This is a genomic window from Clostridium oryzae, from assembly GCF_002029235.1.
Lineage (GTDB): Bacteria > Bacillota > Clostridia > Clostridiales > Clostridiaceae > Clostridium_AE > Clostridium_AE oryzae.
This window is the reverse complement of the sequence record NZ_MZGV01000002.1, coordinates 73,738-90,941: the sequence shown is the minus strand read 5'-3', so window position 1 is coordinate 90,941 and position 17,204 is coordinate 73,738. Positions and strand designations below refer to the sequence as shown.

Genomic DNA, 17,204 nt, shown 5'->3' with positions numbered 1-17,204 from the left:
GGATGAACACTTTGAAAGTGTTTCCTGCCCGTCTTTTTTTCTGCTCTGCGGATAAAAGAAAACCGGCTCCTGCGGATTTTTCAAAGCCAAATTTTGAAAACCAAAGGAGTCAAATTATGAAAAGAGCGTACAAAACAAGTAAAAAGAAGAGAACTAACTACATTTATTACACTGCTGAAGGAACAAAGATTGTGATTACCCCAGGTGAAGATGGAGTCACCGAAGCTGATATCGAGCTTTTACATACTATGGATGATGACGAAGTGGACGAGCAGCGCCGGTACGATTATCGAGTGACAACACATCTGGATGCTTATCATGATGGCGAAGAGGAAGCGGCAAATGACCGCAATAAGTATCTTGCAGATGATACTGCGAATCCAGAACAGCTAATTATACAAGCAGAAGATGAGGCTGAACATCAAGATATGCTGGACAAGTTAACCAAGGCAATGGAGTGTCTTTTACCACAACAAAAAGAACTCTTCAAAAAAGTATACCTTGAAAAACGATCCAACACTGATATTGCAACAGAAGAAGGTGTTACAGAAGCGGCTATTCGTGGTCGCCTTAAGAAGCTTCAAGAAAGACTTAGAAAAATTCTATCCTAATTGGGTTCGCAAGAACCCTTTATAAAAAAATCTTTTCTGAAAAGGGGGTTCGAAAGAACTCTCTTTTTCGCTTATCGGTGAGGGGCAGATAAATCGCCCCCAGAAAGGAGATGGAATATGAACCTTAAACACAAAGTCACAATCAATGTGGCAAGGCCCGGTGGCGAAAGAAGCTCAGTAATTCAAAGCAGTCGGAAGACAATCCGAGCGAGAATGCTTGATTTCCTATTTGGAAAGAAAGTCAGTCTGCTTGTAATTACTCCCGGTGACTCAGTTGAGACGGTAGAAATAAAGGAAATCAAGGAAGGAGGTGTGGGTCATGAGTAAGATTAAGCTCCTTCTCGATGTGGTGTCAGATCTTAGAGCTCTGGCAGATAGTGTTCAGGCTGTAGCTGATGCAATAGCAAGTAATGGGCCTCATGAGATTACAAAGCCAGAGCAACCAAAGCCTGAAAAACAATCTGAAGAAAAGCAGCTCACCTTAGAAGAAGTAAGGGCGGTACTTGCGGAAAAAAGCCATGACGGATTTACAGCTGAAGTAAGAGCACTTCTAGAAAAGTATGGTGCATCAAAACTCAGCCAGATTGATCCAAGCAAGTATGCTGCACTTCTTGCCGATGCGGAGGGATTGAAATGAGTAAACATGCAATTCTCTCTGCATCTGGAGCCCATAGGTGGTTAAACTGCACACCATCAGCGAGGTTGGAGCTGGAGTTTGACGACAACAGCGGTGAAGCTGCGGCTGAAGGCACAGCTGCCCATGCGTTAAGTGAGCACAAGCTCCGCAAAGCGCTTAAGATGAGATCAAAAAAGCCGGTTTCTCCATATGACTCAGATGAGATGGATAATTACACCGATGGATATGTAGAGTATGTGCTTGAAGTGATTGAGCAAGCCAAGCAGACATGTAGTGACCCCTTAATCTTGATAGAACAGCGGCTTGATTTTTCAAAGTATGTTCCTGATGGCTTTGGGACCGGGGATTGTGTAATTATAGCTGATGGAACTCTTCACATTATTGATTTTAAGTATGGTCAGGGTGTCTTAGTCAGCGCAGAGGACAATCCTCAAATGAAACTATATGCCCTTGGTGCACTGGATCTCTTTGATGGTATTTATGACATCGAGATGGTTTCAATGACAATTTATCAACCTCGTCGTGAAAATATCAGCACGTCCACAGTCTCAAAAGAAAGCTTGTATCGATGGGCTGAAGAAGTTTTGAAACCTAAAGCTGAACTGGCCTTCGCTGGTGACGGAAACTATTGCCCCGGAGAGTGGTGTCAATTTTGTCGGGCTGCAGTGAAATGTCGAGCAAGAGCAGAAGCGAAAATGAAACTGGCTACATTTGAGTTTGCGCTACCGCCACTTTTATCAGATGAAGAAATTGCTGAGATTCTATCTTCTATCGGTGATCTCACCAGATGGACAAATGAGATTATAGCCTATGCGACAGATGCAGCAGTTAATCATGGAAAGAAGTGGCCCGGCTTTAAAGTAGTCGAAGGCCGTTCCAACCGTAAATACAAAGATGAAGAAGCGGTCGCAGAAGCGGCAAAGAATGCAGGTTATCGCGACATATACAAGCAAAGTCTCATCACTATTACTGAAATGGAGAAATTGATGGGCAAGACAAAATTTAATGAAGTCCTTGGTGGACTAATTATGAAGCCACCAGGCAAACCGACGCTAGTACCAGTTTCAGACAAGCGTCCTGAAATGAACACATCATCAGCAAAAAATGATTTTATGGAGGTATAATACTATGTCAAAAACAGTAAAAAGAACGAACCCAACGAAAGTAATCACAGGAGTTGTACGACTCTCTTATGCCAATGTCTGGGAACCTAAATCTATCAATGGCGGTACTGAAAAATACAGTGTGAGCCTGATTATCCCTAAGAGTGATACTAAAACCTTAAGCGCTATCAACGAAGCAGTGAATGCCGCCATAGAGGAAGGTAAAGGTAAATTCGGTGGGAAGATTCCCAATAAAGCAGTTCTCAAGCTCCCTCTGCGTGATGGCGACATTGATCGTCCGGATGATGAGGCTTATGCCAACAGCTATTTTATCAATGCCAACAGCAATACTGCTCCACAAATTGTAGACAGAAACGTCAATCCAATCCTTGATCGTTCAGAAGTGTACTCCGGTGTCTATGCAAGAGTGAGTATCAACTTCTACGCCTTTAACTCCAATGGAAATAAGGGTATAGCGTGTGGCCTTGGAAACATTCAAAAAATCCGCGATGGTGAGCCTTTAGGCGGTAGAACCAATGCAGCTGATGACTTTGCCACTGACGTGGATGACGACTTTTTATCATGAGAACCCTCAGCATAGATATAGAAACATATAGTAGCGTAGACATCGCCAAAAGCGGGGTCTATCGTTACGCTGAAGCACCGGATTTTCAAATCCTACTTTTGGGCTACAGTGTGGATGGTGGTCCTGTACAGGTAGTTGATTTAGCATGTGGCGAAAAGATCCCACAAGAAATCCAGAATGCAGTTCTAGATAGCCAGATTATAAAGTGGGCATTTAATGCTCAATTTGAACGAATCTGCTTGTCTCGTCATTTTGGTGTCTGGCTTGAGCCTGCTTCATGGCGTTGTACGATGGTGTGGTCTGCCTACCTAGGACTTCCTCTATCGCTAGAAGGAGCGGCTCTTGTAACAGGAGCTGATAAGAAAAAGCTGACTGAGGGTAAGGAACTCATAAGATATTTCTCAGTTCCCTGCAAAGCGACTCAGTCTAATGGAGGCCGAACTCGCAATCTACCGGAGCATGCTTTAGAAAAGTGGGAGAGTTTCAAAGCATATAACCTTCGAGATGTTGAAGCTGAACTTTCCATACAGGCAAAGCTTCATAAGTTCCCTATGCCAGAAGAGGAGTGGCAGAACTATATTCTAGACCAGCAGATTAATGATCGAGGTATTCAATTGGATTTAGAATTGGTAAGGCAGGCTATCCAGTGTGATGAACAAACCCGAGAGGAATTCACAAGCCGACTAAAAGAGCTTACTAAACTTGAAAATCCAAACTCAGTGACCCAGATGAAAACCTGGCTATCGGAAAGTGGTCTGGAAACGGATAGTCTTGATAAGGCGTCAGTTAAGGCACTATTAAAGGAAGCTCCAGATCACCTGAGTGAAGTGCTGGAATTGAGGCAACTACTAGCCAAGTCCAGTGTAAAGAAATACACCGCTATGGAAAATGCAGTATGTGCAGATGAAAGAGCACGTGGTCTATTGCAGTTTTATGGTGCCAATCGAACCGGCAGATTTGCAGGGAGGCTTATACAAGTTCAAAATCTTCCGCAGAACCATTTGCCGGATCTGGAGCAGGCGCGAAGGTTAGTTAGAGGTGGTCATTTTGAGGCCTTGGAATTATTGTACGATTCTGTTCCAGGAGTTTTGTCCGAGTTAATCCGTACTGCCTTTGTTCCAAAGAAAGGATATAAGTTTATTGTTGCTGATTTTAGTGCAATTGAAGCTAGAGTGATTGCCTGGCTCGCAGGCGAGACATGGAGAAATGAGGTATTCGCTACCCATGGCAAGATTTACGAAGCATCCGCTTCCCAGATGTTTAGGGTCCCCTTGGAAGAAGTCACAAAAGGTAGTCCACTCAGACAAAAAGGAAAAATTGCGGAGTTGGCCTTGGGTTATGGTGGATCGGTTGGTGCGTTAAAAGCAATGGGAGCACTTGATATGGGTCTTACCGAAGAAGAGTTAAAGCCACTGGTATATGCGTGGAGAAATGCGAATCCAAACATTGTTAGGCTTTGGTGGGATGTCGATAGAGCAGTTAAAAAAGCTGTAAAAGAAAGATCCAGAACAGAAACTCATCGTATCCGATTTGAATATCGTAGTGGAATGCTGTTGATATGGCTGCCATCCGGGAGACAGCTTACCTATGTCAAACCAAGGATGGGGATTAACAGATTCGGCAGTGAAACAGTGACGTATGAAGGCGTTGGTGCCACAAAGAAGTGGGAGCGTATTGAAAGCTATGGTCCGAAGTTTGTTGAGAACATCGTGCAGGCCATTTCAAGAGATCTTCTTTGCTATGCCATGAGAAAGCTTAATGAAAAAGGTTTTGATATTGTAATGCATGTCCATGATGAGGTAGTTTTAGAGGTTCCTTTAGAAGTATCTGTTCCAGATATATGTGCTCTTATGGGACAGACACCACCTTGGGCTCAGGGGCTTTTGCTTCGTGCTGATGGGTTTGAATGTGATTTTTATAAAAAAGATTAATTTGAGGGGGTTCGAAGCCTCCTCTTTTTTTGCTTATAGCTGAGGGCATGTTTTATCGCTCTACAACTATATGCTGGAGGTTCGATATGAACAAATTAACTATTTTCAACTACGAGGGCAACAATGTCAGAACAATTTTAAAGGAAGGTAGTCCTTGGTGGGTACTTAAGGATGTCTGTGCTGTACTCGGTATCTCAAAATATCGAGATGCGGCAGAAAGATTAGATGCCGATGAAAGGGAGCCGGTAAGAGTGGACACCCCTGGTGGTCCGCAGGAAATGACATGTATCAATGAAAGTGGACTATACAATTTAATTCTTCGCTCTGACAAGCCAGGGGCTAAAAAGTTCAAGCGCTGGGTAACTCATGAGGTTCTTCCTTCAATCAGAAGGCATGGACTTTATGCTACAGATGAGTTGCTTGCTAATCCAGACTTTTTAATTAAAGCATTGCAGGAACTTAAAGCTGCAAGAGCCAAAAATGCCGAGCTAACAACTACGATTAGTATTCAGGAACAGCAGATTGCAGAAATGAAACCAAAAGCCAGTTATTACGATGTGGTGCTTAATTGCAAGGATGCGGTGTCTATCACAACAATCGCCAAGGATTATGGAAAGTCTGGTCGCTGGTTCAATGAATATCTACATGATCTTGGCGTTCAGTTCCGTCAAGGGAAAATCTGGCTCTTATATCAAAAGTATGCCCAACATGGATATACAACAACAAAAACCCATACGTACCCTGGAAAGGATGGAACGATACATTCAAAGGTTCATACCTATTGGACTCAGAAAGGACGCTTGTTTATTTATGAGCTTCTAAAGGATCATGGCATTTTACCACTGATTGAACAAGAGTCTGAATTCGAGGGGATGTAGTTATGGATAGATATAACGCCGATAGCTATCCAGATCCAACTGCAGCAGAAGCCTTGGAAAATGTCATGCGTGAAGAAAAAGTAAAATGCTACAAACCTTGTGTCTTTATTTGTTCACCTTTTGCTGGGGATACAGAAAAAAATCTGAAGAAGGCCAGAAAATATCTGAAGTTTGCAGTTGAGCAAGGAACTATTCCTTTTGCTCCTCATCTGCTATACCCTCAAGTTCTAGATGATAGCGATCCAGAACAAAGAAAACTAGGACTATTCTTTGGAATGGTTTGGCTTAGAAAGTGCGAGGAACTGTGGGTATTTGGTCGCAACATCTCAAAAGGAATGCAAGCAGAAATAGATAAAGCATCGAAGCATAGTATTCCTATTCGGTATTTTACCGAAAACTGCAGGGAGGTGCAGAAGATATGAAGATAGCGGTTGGTAACAGCCGAATGGATAAAAAGTGGAAGAACAAAGACATCACATGGGAGGACTTCATCTCCCGAGTTAAATCTACTATACGAACAACAGAAACAGTATCTGAATTCCGAAAAATGAGTCGCGCTCAGCAGGACTCAATAAAAGACGTCGGTGGATTTGTGGGAGGAGCTCTTCGTGAAGGAAAGCGCAGAAATGGTTATGTCCTCTCCCGCTCCCTTCTGACATTAGATATGGATTATGCCAAACCGAGGATTTGGGATCAAATTGAAGCATTACATGATTTCAAATGCTGCATCTATTCAACCCATAAACATACACCAGATGCACCGCGATTAAGACTTATCATTCCAATTAAAAGAGAAGTAACAGAGGATGAATACCCAGCTCTTGGCCGGATGGTTGCAAAGGAGATTGGGATTGATTTATTCGATGATACCACTTATGAGCCATCTAGGTTAATGTATTGGCCATCCACACCGTCTGATGGAGAATTTGTCTTTAAAGAAAAGGATGGAGAGCTTTTAGATCCTGATGTTTATCTTTCCAAATATGCAGATTGGCGGGATACATCCATGTGGCCTGTATCCACAAGACAATCAGAGGTTGTACAAAGGAAAATCACAAAGCAAGCAGACCCTTTAAGTAAAGAGGGCGTTGTCGGGGCATTTTGCAGAGCTTATACCATTGAAGAAGCTATTAATACATTCTTGACGGATGTATATGAGTCAAGTGCTATGAATGGTAGGTTTGATTATATCCCTGCAGATTCTTCTGCGGGCTTGGTAATCTATGACGGTAAATTTGCTTATAGCCATCATGCCACAGATCCAGCATGTGGAATGCTGCTAAACGCTTTTGATCTGGTCCGAGTGCATAAGTTTCGCGACTTAGATGAAAAGGCGGCAGAAAATACATCACCTAGCAAACTACCTTCGTTTAAAGCTATGACTGATTTAACTTTAGAGGATGAACGGGTAAAAGAGCAGTTTGCAGAAGAACGAAAGGCTCAGGCTGAAAAAGAGTTTATTGATGAAGATTGGGAAAAGCAGCTGGAGCTTGACAAGACAGGATCAGTTAAAAATACCCTTAGAAACTTGATTTTAATACTTGAAAATGATCCAAATCTGAAAGGCATTGTGTTTAATCAGCTATCAGACAGTCTCGAAATTAAAGGTGATGTTCCTTGGCCACATCCATCTAAGTTCTGGAGAGATGCAGATGATGCCCAGCTAATCAGCTACATTGACACCCACTACGGAACCTTCTCTGCAAGAAACTATGATGTGGCCGTAGCAAAGGTAGCTGACGACCGATCTTATCATCCTATTCGTGAGTTTATTGATGCACTCCCTGAATGGGATAAGGTACCGCGAGTAGATACCCTGCTCATCGATTATCTAGGTGCATCAGATATCTCTTATGTTCGGGCTGTAACAAGAAAAACTTTATGTGCAGCTATCTCTCGTGTGCTAACTCCTGGTATCAAATTCGATTCCATGTTGGTTCTTAATGGCCCGCAGGGAGTTGGAAAAAGCACTCTCATAGCCAAGTTGGGTGGAGACTGGTTTTCAGATAGCTTGAACTTATCGGATACCAAGGATAAGACCGCCGCAGAAAAACTTCAAGGTTACTGGATTTTAGAAATTGGAGAACTAGCCGGACTTAAAAAAGCTGAAGTCGAAACACTTCGAAGTTTCTTGTCTCGCCAAAATGACATTTATCGTGCCAGCTTTGGCAGGAGAGCTACTCCGCACTTAAGACAATGTATCTTTTTCGGAACCACCAATGCTGAGAAAGGCTATTTGCGGGACACCACAGGAAACCGTCGCTTCTGGCCAGTAAAGACTCCGGGAAATGGTACAAAAAAATCTTGGCAGCTAAAGCAGGATGAAATTCTGCAGATATGGGCTGAGGCTCTTACCTATGTAAAGGCTGGAGAGAAATTGTACCTTGATGCTAGCCTTGAAAAGCTTGCAAAAGAAGAACAGCGAGAAGCTATGGAGTCCGATGAGCGAGAAGGTTTGGTTAGAGAGTACCTTGATATGCTTTTACCTGAGGATTGGGACACCATGGATCTATATGAACGTCGAGCCTATATCAACGGGACTGAGTTTGGTGAAAGCCAAAGGGTTGGTGTTTGGAAACGAAAATCGGTTTCTAATATGGAAATCTGGTGTGAGTGCTTTGGCAAAGATCGAGCCAATCTCCGAAGAATGGATGGCAATGAGATATCTGCAATTATGGCAAGTATCGGAGGCTGGACTGGACTCGTGAAAAAAGAACGTATCCCGCTTTATGGACCACAATGGGTTTATGTTCCCAAAACATAATTTAGTTTGGAACACATGGAACAATTTTTTCTCGGGAACAGATTTCACCTGTTCCGGTGAAACAAAAACGGTCTTTTGGTACACCTCATCGGAACAGGCGGCAGCCCCTTGTAAAGTAGGCTACTTTATAACTTATGTTCCATTGTTCCAAAAATAATTATTAAAAATAATCCTAAAGACAAAAAGAAGAAATTACCTGCAGACGCGTATATACGCGCGTATAGAGACTTTTTGGATTTAGGGAACATGGAGGCTATATGAGAGAAAAATGGATTGAACAACAACTGGTAAAAGCAGTAAAAGATATAGGCGGCATTGCACTGAAGATTGCATCACCAGGTTTTGATGGAATGCCAGACAGATTGATTCTTTTGCCGGATAAAAAAATAGCTTTTGTGGAGGTAAAAGCTCCAGGTAAAACCTTAAGGCCTCTACAGGAAAAGCGAAAAAGACAGTTAGAATCACTTGGATTTTTGGTATTCTGCCTGGATCACATAGAACAGATTGGAGGGATACTTCATGAAATACAAGCCTCATGAATATCAGGTTTATGCCACTGAGTATATCCTCACCCATCCCATAGCAGCAGTGCTTTTAGATATGGGATTAGGTAAGAGTGTCATTACCTTAACTGCCATCTTTGATTTAACACTGGATAGTTTTCTTGTTCGTAAGGTTCTGGTCATTGCACCTCTTCGAGTAGCCAGAGATACATGGCCTGCAGAGCTTGAAAAGTGGGATCACCTAAAAGGTCTTAAATACACCGTAGCAGTTGGCTCTGAGGTACAGAGGAAAACAGCCCTTATGAAAAGAGCTCAGGTATACATCATCAATCGAGAAAATGTCGAATGGCTAATTTCTAGAAGTGCCATACCCTTTGATTTTGACATGGTAGTAATCGATGAGCTGTCATCCTTCAAATCCCATCAAGCGAAACGGTTTAAAAGCCTACTTAAAGTCAGGCCAAAGATTAAAAGGATCGTAGGGCTTACCGGAACGCCATCATCCAATGGACTGATGGATTTATGGGCTGAGTATCGCCTGCTGGATATGGGACAGCGATTGGGCAGGTTTATTGGCAGATATCGAGAGGACTTTTTCGTACCAGATAAACGCAATCAGCAAGTGATCTTCTCCTACAAACCAAAACCGGGAGCAGAAGAAGCTATTTATAGGCTCATATCTGACATCACTATTAGCATGAAAGGGACAGACTACCTGAAGTTGCCGGAGTTGGTTATAAACGAAGTGCCAGTGAAGCTTTCTGAAAAAGAAATGAAAACTATCGACACTATGAAGCGGGATTTAATTACAACGGTGAAAGGTGAGGATATTACTGCTGCTAATGCAGCAGCTCTTTCAGGAAAGCTCCTGCAGATGGCAAACGGAGCAGTCTATGATGATCAAGGTGTAGTTATTCATATACATGACCGTAAGCTGGATGCACTGGAAGACTTAATCGAAGCCGCTAATGGCAAACCAGTTCTAATTGCTTATTGGTTTAAGCATGATTTATCTCGAATACAAAAGCGCTTTGAAGTTGAGGTATTATCCACTAGCGATTCTATTAAAAGGTGGAATGATGGAGAAATCCCCATTGCAGTCATCCATCCAGCATCAGCAGGCCATGGACTGAACTTGCAAGCTGGAGGTTCAACTCTTGTATGGTTTGGCCTGACTTGGAGCTTGGAGCTTTACCAGCAAACCAATGCCCGTCTTTGGCGTCAAGGACAAAATGAAACGGTAGTGATCCATCACCTGATTGCCAAAGGCACCATTGATGAGCGTGTAATGAAAGCTTTAAAAGATAAAGACAATACCCAATCCGCACTGATAGATGCGGTAAAAGCAACACTAAAGGAGGTCTGATACGATGAACATTGTCTGGCAGTATTTAGATAAAAGAGCAGCGGCAATTAATGCCTTAAAAGATTACAGCAGCATGAAGTACATCATAGAACATACTGATGAGGACATTGCTACTCTCAACGAAGAAATGAGTTCCACTGCTTCTCCAGTTCTAAATGGCATGCCATCGACCCATGATCCAAAAGCAGGAGAGAAAAGGCTCATTGCCTGCATCAATGAAATTGATGTATTGAAAGAACGCTATCGTCAAGCACTAGAATACATGGACTGGTTTCAACCGGCGTGGGATGCCTTAACGGAGGATGAACAGTATGTGTTAAAGGAGTTCTATTTGGATGATGAACAAAAGCAGATAGATGCAGTGTATAACATTTGTGACCGCTTTAACATTGAACGTTCCTCTGCATACAACAAGAAGAATCGGGCGCTTCAGCATCTAGCGCTACTGCTCTATGGAAAGTAATGAGTAATATCGTGGACGATTTTATTAGAAATCGGTTATACAATGGTATTGTGAAAAACTGTAGAGAGCCTTCGTGGAAAAACCGCGGGGGCTTTTTCTATACCCAAATGGAGGTGCGAAATGCCAAGGAAACCTAAACGACCATGCTCTTCTCCTGGTTGTCCTGAGCTGACAGATGAACGCTTTTGTCCGGAGCATGCCAAAAAGGAAGCTTCACGATATGAAAAATATCAGCGCGATCCAGAGACGAGGAAGCGTTATGGTCGTGCGTGGAAAAGAATACGTGACGGTTACATCACAGCCCATCCTCTGTGTGAAGAGTGCAAAAGGCAGGGAAAGCTGACACCGGCTGCTGAAGTGCATCACATCCTTCCTTTGTCGCGAGGGGGAACACACGATGAAAGTAACTTGATGGCTCTTTGTACTCCTTGTCACTCTGCCATCACAGCAAGAGATGGAGACCGTTGGCCATCCCGGTAGGGGGAGTCGAATCTCTACAGCCTTTTAAGTGGACAACGGGCGTGGGGCTTCGTGCAAAAAGGCGCAGTTTCAAACGGGGTAATACCCCCTTAATAAGAAATGAGGTGAGTTAATGGCCAAAGATGGTACAAATCGAGGTGGTGCCCGTATTGGATCTGGTCAGAAAAAGAAAGCACTTATAGATAAAATTGCTCAGGGAAATCCCGGAAAAAGAAAACTGGAAGTTATTGAATTTAAAAATACCGCAGAACTTCAAGGGCAGGAGATGCCACAGCCAAGGGCTATGCTTTCAGCAGTACAAAAGGATGGTAAAACCTTAGTAGCTAGCGAAATTTATGAGCTTACGTGGAAATGGCTTGAGGAGCGAGGGTGTGCACATCTAGTTCTACCACAGCTATTAGAAAGATATGCCATGAGTGCTGCTAGGTGGATACAGTGTGAGGAAGCAATAAGTGAGTTTGGTTTTCTTGCTAAGCATCCAACTACTGGCAACGCTATCCAAAGTCCATACGTTTCCATGAGCCATAATTTTATGAGTCAAACCAACAGACTCTGGATGGAAATATATCAGATTGTTCGTGAAAACTGTGCGACAGAGTATTCCGGTACAAATCCACAGGATGATGTGATGGAACGACTGTTGACTGCCCGTAGAGGTAAATAATAATAAGGAGATGTGAGATGAGTAAGAGATATTTAACAGCAGAAAGTGTATGTGCAGGACATCCTGATAAACTGTGCGATATTATTGCTGATAATATTTTGGATGAATGCTTTAGAAGAGATAAAGCGTCACGCGTAGCGTGTGAGGTTATGGCTACTAAAGGGAAAATTATCGTGGCGGGCGAGATCTCCTGCAGCGAGAAAATTGATATCAGAAGCATTGTTAAGAATGTGCTAAAAGAACTAGGTTATAACCATTTGAAATTTTTAATTTATGTATATGTACACAATCAGAGTTCTGATATTGCAGCTGGTGTGAATACTGCACTAGAAGCACGAAATGGTATAAACGAACAATATGGTTCCATCGGCGCTGGTGATCAAGGTACTATGTATGGTTATGCCACAAAAGAAACCAGAGAAATGCTTCCCCTTCCCCTTGTCTTATCTCATCGAATTGTAAAGAGACTAGATGAGGCAAGGAAAGGTAAACTTATTAAAGGTATCCTTCCCGATGGAAAAGCACAGGTGACCATTGAGTATAATGATGATGTTCCAGTGAGAGTTAAGACCATTGTAGTGTCAGTTCAGCATGAAAAGAATAAAACTCAGGAAGAGTTAAAATCAGATATTCTAAATAATGTGTTATGGCAGTGTTTTGAGGATTTCTCTTTTGATGATGAAACAGAAATTCTTATTAATCCATCTGGACAGTTTGTATTAGGAGGACCTGCTGCAGATACAGGTTTAACTGGAAGAAAGATCATGGTGGATACTTATGGTGGACTTGCATCACATGGTGGCGGAGCACTTTGTGGGAAAGATCCGACCAAAGTTGACCGAAGCGGAGCTTACATGGCTAGGTATATTGCTAAACATATTGTGTGGTGTGATTTGGCAGAGAAATGTGAAGTGGCTATTTCCTATGCCATTGGCAAGGCAAATCCTGTAGCTTTTTCTATAAATACTTTTGGAACAGGAACAGTTTCTGATGAAGTTCTAACCATTGCTGCTCAAGAAGTATTTAATTTGAGGCCTGCAGCAATTATAGAAAAGTTGCGACTTAGAAACATTCATTACTCTGATACAGCAGTCTATGGTCACTTTAACAGTTGCCTCTTCCCTTGGGAGGATGTTAATAAATATAGTGAACTAAAAGAGGCGGTGGAAAAATATGCAGATTGAGAAAATTAAGACGAAACTGCTGATCCCTGCTGATTATAATCCTAGAAAGGATTTAAAACCGGGTGATCCAGAGTACGAAAAGTTAAAACGCTCACTTGAGGAGTTTGGCTATGTTGAACCAGTTATTTGGAATAGAACCACAGGCAGAGTAGTTGGTGGCCATCAGCGGTTGAAAATCCTACTGAACATGGGTATGGAAGAAGTGGATTGCGTAGTTGTTGAGATGAATGAGGAAAAGGAAAAAGCCCTCAATATTGCATTGAACAAAATAAATGGAGATTGGGATAGGGAGAAACTAGCACTTCTCATTACAGACTTAAATGCTGCAGACTTTGATGTATCGCTGACAGGCTTTGACCCCGGAGAACTAGATGATCTTTTCAAGGATACGATGAAAGAAAAAATAAAAGAAGATGATTTTGATGTGGACAGCGAGCTGAATAAGCCAGCTGTTTCGCGTTTAGGAGATGTATGGATACTTGGTAAGCACAGACTGGTATGTGGAGACAGCACAAAAAAAGAAACATATAACATTTTAATGGAAGGAAAGGTCGCCAATCTGGTGGTAACTGATCCCCCATACAATGTCAACTATGAAGGAACCGCTGGGAAAATCAAAAATGATAATATGGCCAATGACGCATTTTATCAATTTTTATTAGATGCCTTTAAGAATATCGAATCGGTATTGGCATCAGATGGAAGTATATATGTTTTCCATGCTGATACAGAAGGACTTAATTTTAGAAAAGCCTTTGTTGACGCAGGCTTTTATCTTTCCGGTACTTGTATTTGGAAGAAACAGTCATTGGTTCTTGGAAGATCCCCTTATCAGTGGCAGCATGAACCGGTGCTATTCGGTTGGAAAAAGAAGGGGAAGCATCTCTGGTATTCAGACCGTAAGCAATCAACCATTTGGGAATTTGATAAGCCGAAAAAGAATGCAGATCATCCGACTATGAAGCCCATTGCTTTAATTGCCTACCCCATTATGAATTCTAGCCTTACTAATAGTATCGTACTTGATCCTTTTGGAGGTTCTGGCTCGACGCTGATTGCCTGTGAACAGACCGATAGAATTTGCTATACCATCGAGCTGGATGAAAAGTACTGCGATGTTATTGTGAAGCGTTACATCGAGCAGGTTGGAACAGATAAAGAGGTATATGTCATTCGAGAAAAAGAGAAGATTCCATTTAATGTGGCAGCCACATCTTCTGATGAATTAGATTGATAGAGCAAGTTTTAAATTCATTTTTGCACAGAAATAACTTGCTATTGTGTAGCGTTAGAGTGATATATGGTACTACCAAATAAGAAAGGTGGTATGTAGGATGAAAATTGAATTTAATCGTACTGGTGGTGAGAGAAAGGCCCTCGTTACTGCGATTGGAGAAGTACTAGGTGAAAAGCCTGAATACAAAGGCGCACCAACATTTATTTATCAAATAGGCAGATTTGAAGTGGATAAGGAAGGTGCTCTTATTTTTGATGAGGGTGTTGTGGGCGAAAAAGCGGTCAAACTGCTTGATGAACTTAATAGTCGAGGATTTACTTATGTGAAACCAGAAGGCCTGGAACAGGGGCTTACAGATAATACAGATTTGTTGGTAATTGAAATACCTAAGGAAAACTTCACCGACATTGCCTTAAGTAACTTGGAAAAGATTCTGGAAAGCAAAGGAGATCTCATTAAAAAAGCACTTGGAGTAGAGGAATTACCTATTGAGCAAACAGAGGAAACTCTACGATTCCCTTGGTTTTCCTTTGATGAAGATGCTGAGAAAGTTAAAGCTTACACGCATTTCATTACAGCCCTTTGTGATATGGCAAAAAAACAGAAGAGAATCACTGCCACAGCTAAGGAAGTGGATAATGAAAAGTATGCCTTTCGTTGTTTTCTGTTAAGGTTAGGATTTATCGGTGAAGAATACAAGGCCGCAAGAAAGATACTCCTTTCCAAACTGAACGGAAGTTCTGCATTTAAAAGTGTAGTTGCTAAGCAGGAGGAGGTAGATGGAATTTGAAAACCATTAACCCTAATGTCTTAGAACAACTCAGAAGTATCTATAGGCCTGGAACACGAGTGGTTTTAGTAAAGATGAATGATCCCTATACCAAACTGGAACCTGGGACGAGAGGAACTGTCATTAGTGTAGATGATATTGGAACCATCCATGTGAATTGGGACTCTGGAAGCTCATTAGGTATTGTATATGGCGAGGATTCCTGCAGAAGGATTGAAGAATAAAGCACACGTTTTATCCTGAAAAAGTAAAGAAAAACTGTGTAAATTATGCTCCTTATATCGAATAATTGTCTTGCTATTTAACCCTTTTAGAGTGATATATGTACATGCCAAAAGGATAAACACACTTTAAAAGGAGTGAGGTACGATGTTAAGTGCAAAATTCGGAATCGAGATTGAATTTACAGGGATTACAAGGGAAAGGGCAGCCAGAGTTGCTGCAGAGTTTTTGCAAGGCACTTATAGTGAAGGCGGGACTTACTACGACACTAAGAAGGTAAAAACTCCAGATGGTAGAGTTTGGAGATTTATGTATGATGGGAGCATTCACTGTCAAAGAAAAGAAGGTAGAAGAAAAGTAGCTGCAGGTAGAGATTATAGCGTTGAGCTAGTTAGCCCAATCCTAACTTACCGGGAGGACATTGAAACTTTGCAGGAGATAGTAAGAAAGCTTCGCAAAGCTGGAGCCTTTACAAATACATCTTGCGGCATTCACATTCATCTAGACGGTGCTGAACATACCCCAAGAAGTATTCGAAACTTTATAAATATCATTGCAAGTAAAAATGACTTATTTTATAAAGCACTACAGATTGCACCGGAGCGAATGCGCTACTGCAAAAAGATGGACAGCATTTTGGTTGAGAAGATGAACCACAAAAAGCCTAAAACCATGAGACAAATTGAGGACATTTGGTACGAGGGTTACAGCGAGAGTAGAAGCACTCATTACCACAACAGCCGCTACCATTTCCTCAACCTTCACAGCTTTTTTACCGGAAACCATACAGTTGAACTTAGAGGTTTTAACAGCGAGCTTCATGCTGGAAAGATGAGAAGCTACATTGTTCTAGCGCTTGCCATCAACCATCAAGCCTTAACACAAAAGTGTGCATCAGCAAAGAAGCCACAGGTGGAGAACGAGAAATTTGCCATGAGAACCTACCTAAACCGGATTGGTTTCATTGGTGATGAATTTGCAAACTGCAGAGAGCATTTGACCGCAGCACTTTCGGGTTCAGCTGCATGGCGGTTTCGGGCGGCCTGAGCTGCCCCTAACCCACAAAGCTAAGAAGGAGGATTACAATGAATAAAAAATTATATCTTGCCTATGGCTCCAACCTTAACCTGAAACAAATGGCCAACAGATGCCCCACAGCGAAGGTGGTAGGAGCAAGTCAAATCAATGACCACCGTTTATTATTTAGAGGGGCACACGCAGGCGCTGTGGCGACTATCGAGCCTTTTAAGGGTGGCAACGTACCCGTTTTAGTGTGGGAAATCACACCTGTCGATGAAGCGGCACTTGACCGTTACGAGGGATGGCCGTTCCTTTATCGCAAGGAAACAATAAAAGTGAAGTTGGGGGGTAAAACCGTTAAGGCGATGGTATACATCATGAATGATGGGAGGCCGCTTGGACAGCCGAGCTGTTATTATTACAGTACAATTTTAGAAGGCTATAAGAGTGCAGGCTTCGATGTGGAAATCCTGCGCAAAGCGACAACCGATTCAGTAGAATCGGAGGAGGTAGCCAATGAATGAGATAATTATGCAACAAATACTTGCCATTCGAGAAACAGGTGAAACGAATATGTTTGATCTTCCGGTTGTGACAAGTATTGCTTTAAGAGCAGGTTATACGGAGCTAGTAGATTACCTTGAAAAGAACAAAGGAGAATATGTCCATTTCATTTTGACAGGGGAAGCGAAAACAGAATAACCTAAACAAATTTTGAAGGAACTCTGCGGGGTTCCTTTTTTCGTAGCCATAAGGAGGTGGCGG

21 protein-coding genes are annotated in these 17,204 nt (G+C 42.2%); all 21 read left to right on the top strand.

What is annotated here, in order from left to right:
* Positions 1-17: 17 nt before the first annotated feature.
* The 21 genes from CLORY_RS01900 (at position 18) to CLORY_RS01800 (ending at position 17,141) form a co-directional block, all read left to right on the top strand.
* Complete coding sequence (locus CLORY_RS01900) at positions 18-611, top strand: RNA polymerase sigma factor (RefSeq protein ID WP_231307032.1); 594 nt, start codon at positions 18-20, stop codon at positions 609-611.
* A 117-nt stretch (positions 612-728) separates the two neighbouring features.
* A complete protein-coding gene (locus CLORY_RS01895) occupies positions 729-938 on the top strand; it encodes a hypothetical protein (protein ID WP_032507254.1) in 210 nt (69 codons plus the stop codon).
* Positions 931-1,248, top strand: a complete 318-nt coding sequence (locus CLORY_RS01890; protein WP_058085658.1) for a hypothetical protein — start codon at positions 931-933, stop codon at positions 1,246-1,248. The genes CLORY_RS01895 and CLORY_RS01890 overlap by 8 nt, the downstream gene beginning before the upstream one ends.
* Entirely contained in the window at positions 1,245-2,372 is a 1,128-nt protein-coding gene (locus CLORY_RS01885; RefSeq protein WP_058085657.1) for a DUF2800 domain-containing protein, read from the top strand. The genes CLORY_RS01890 and CLORY_RS01885 overlap by 4 nt, the downstream gene beginning before the upstream one ends.
* A 4-nt stretch (positions 2,373-2,376) precedes the next feature.
* The gene (locus CLORY_RS01880; RefSeq protein WP_042679885.1) at positions 2,377-2,937 is read left to right on the top strand and encodes a DUF2815 family protein; all 561 of its coding nucleotides are present in this window, start codon (positions 2,377-2,379) and stop codon (positions 2,935-2,937) included.
* The gene (locus CLORY_RS01875; protein WP_042679883.1) at positions 2,934-4,868 is read left to right on the top strand and encodes a DNA polymerase; all 1,935 of its coding nucleotides are present in this window, start codon (positions 2,934-2,936) and stop codon (positions 4,866-4,868) included. Before CLORY_RS01880 ends, CLORY_RS01875 begins: the two co-directional genes overlap by 4 nt.
* A gap of 86 nt (positions 4,869-4,954) precedes the next feature.
* Positions 4,955-5,746, top strand: a complete 792-nt coding sequence (locus CLORY_RS01870) for a phage antirepressor (RefSeq protein WP_042679881.1) — start codon at positions 4,955-4,957, stop codon at positions 5,744-5,746.
* A gap of 2 nt (positions 5,747-5,748) precedes the next feature.
* On the top strand, positions 5,749-6,168 hold the full coding sequence (locus CLORY_RS01865; protein WP_079421842.1) for a DUF7768 domain-containing protein: 420 nt from the start codon (positions 5,749-5,751) through the stop codon (positions 6,166-6,168).
* A complete protein-coding gene (locus tag CLORY_RS01860) occupies positions 6,165-8,510 on the top strand; it encodes a virulence-associated E family protein (RefSeq protein ID WP_079421841.1) in 2,346 nt (781 codons plus the stop codon). The genes CLORY_RS01865 and CLORY_RS01860 overlap by 4 nt, the downstream gene beginning before the upstream one ends.
* A gap of 257 nt (positions 8,511-8,767) precedes the next feature.
* Entirely contained in the window at positions 8,768-9,049 is a 282-nt protein-coding gene (locus CLORY_RS01855; protein ID WP_039652072.1) for a VRR-NUC domain-containing protein, read from the top strand.
* The gene (locus CLORY_RS01850; protein ID WP_042679875.1) at positions 9,030-10,379 is read left to right on the top strand and encodes a DEAD/DEAH box helicase; all 1,350 of its coding nucleotides are present in this window, start codon (positions 9,030-9,032) and stop codon (positions 10,377-10,379) included. The genes CLORY_RS01855 and CLORY_RS01850 overlap by 20 nt, the downstream gene beginning before the upstream one ends.
* Positions 10,380-10,383: 4 nt before the next feature.
* Positions 10,384-10,842, top strand: coding sequence for an ArpU family phage packaging/lysis transcriptional regulator (locus CLORY_RS01845; RefSeq protein ID WP_042679872.1), 459 nt, complete (start codon positions 10,384-10,386; stop codon positions 10,840-10,842).
* 120 nt (positions 10,843-10,962) lie between these two features.
* A complete protein-coding gene (locus tag CLORY_RS01840; protein WP_042679870.1) occupies positions 10,963-11,322 on the top strand; it encodes an HNH endonuclease in 360 nt (119 codons plus the stop codon).
* Positions 11,323-11,434: 112 nt separating this feature from the next.
* Positions 11,435-11,986, top strand: coding sequence for a P27 family phage terminase small subunit (locus CLORY_RS01835; RefSeq protein ID WP_079421840.1), 552 nt, complete (start codon positions 11,435-11,437; stop codon positions 11,984-11,986).
* Between the two features lie 17 nt (positions 11,987-12,003).
* Complete coding sequence (metK, locus tag CLORY_RS01830; RefSeq protein ID WP_139375941.1) at positions 12,004-13,170, top strand: methionine adenosyltransferase; 1,167 nt, start codon at positions 12,004-12,006, stop codon at positions 13,168-13,170.
* Positions 13,160-14,404: a site-specific DNA-methyltransferase gene (locus CLORY_RS01825; RefSeq protein WP_042679862.1), complete on the top strand. Its 1,245-nt coding sequence runs from the start codon at positions 13,160-13,162 to the stop codon at positions 14,402-14,404. Before metK ends, CLORY_RS01825 begins: the two co-directional genes overlap by 11 nt.
* A gap of 100 nt (positions 14,405-14,504) precedes the next feature.
* Complete coding sequence (locus CLORY_RS01820) at positions 14,505-15,197, top strand: virulence protein (protein ID WP_042679859.1); 693 nt, start codon at positions 14,505-14,507, stop codon at positions 15,195-15,197.
* A complete protein-coding gene (locus CLORY_RS01815; protein ID WP_039652078.1) occupies positions 15,194-15,421 on the top strand; it encodes a DUF4314 domain-containing protein in 228 nt (75 codons plus the stop codon). Before CLORY_RS01820 ends, CLORY_RS01815 begins: the two co-directional genes overlap by 4 nt.
* A 145-nt stretch (positions 15,422-15,566) precedes the next feature.
* Entirely contained in the window at positions 15,567-16,466 is a 900-nt protein-coding gene (locus CLORY_RS01810; RefSeq protein ID WP_012102990.1) for an amidoligase family protein, read from the top strand.
* Between the two features lie 38 nt (positions 16,467-16,504).
* Positions 16,505-16,963, top strand: coding sequence for a gamma-glutamylcyclotransferase family protein (locus CLORY_RS01805; RefSeq protein ID WP_074441011.1), 459 nt, complete (start codon positions 16,505-16,507; stop codon positions 16,961-16,963).
* Positions 16,956-17,141 carry a DUF5049 domain-containing protein gene (locus CLORY_RS01800; protein WP_021401016.1) on the top strand — a complete coding sequence of 62 codons (186 nt, stop codon included), beginning with the start codon at positions 16,956-16,958 and terminating at the stop codon, positions 17,139-17,141. The genes CLORY_RS01805 and CLORY_RS01800 overlap by 8 nt, the downstream gene beginning before the upstream one ends.
* The last annotated feature ends 63 nt before the right edge of the window (positions 17,142-17,204 follow it).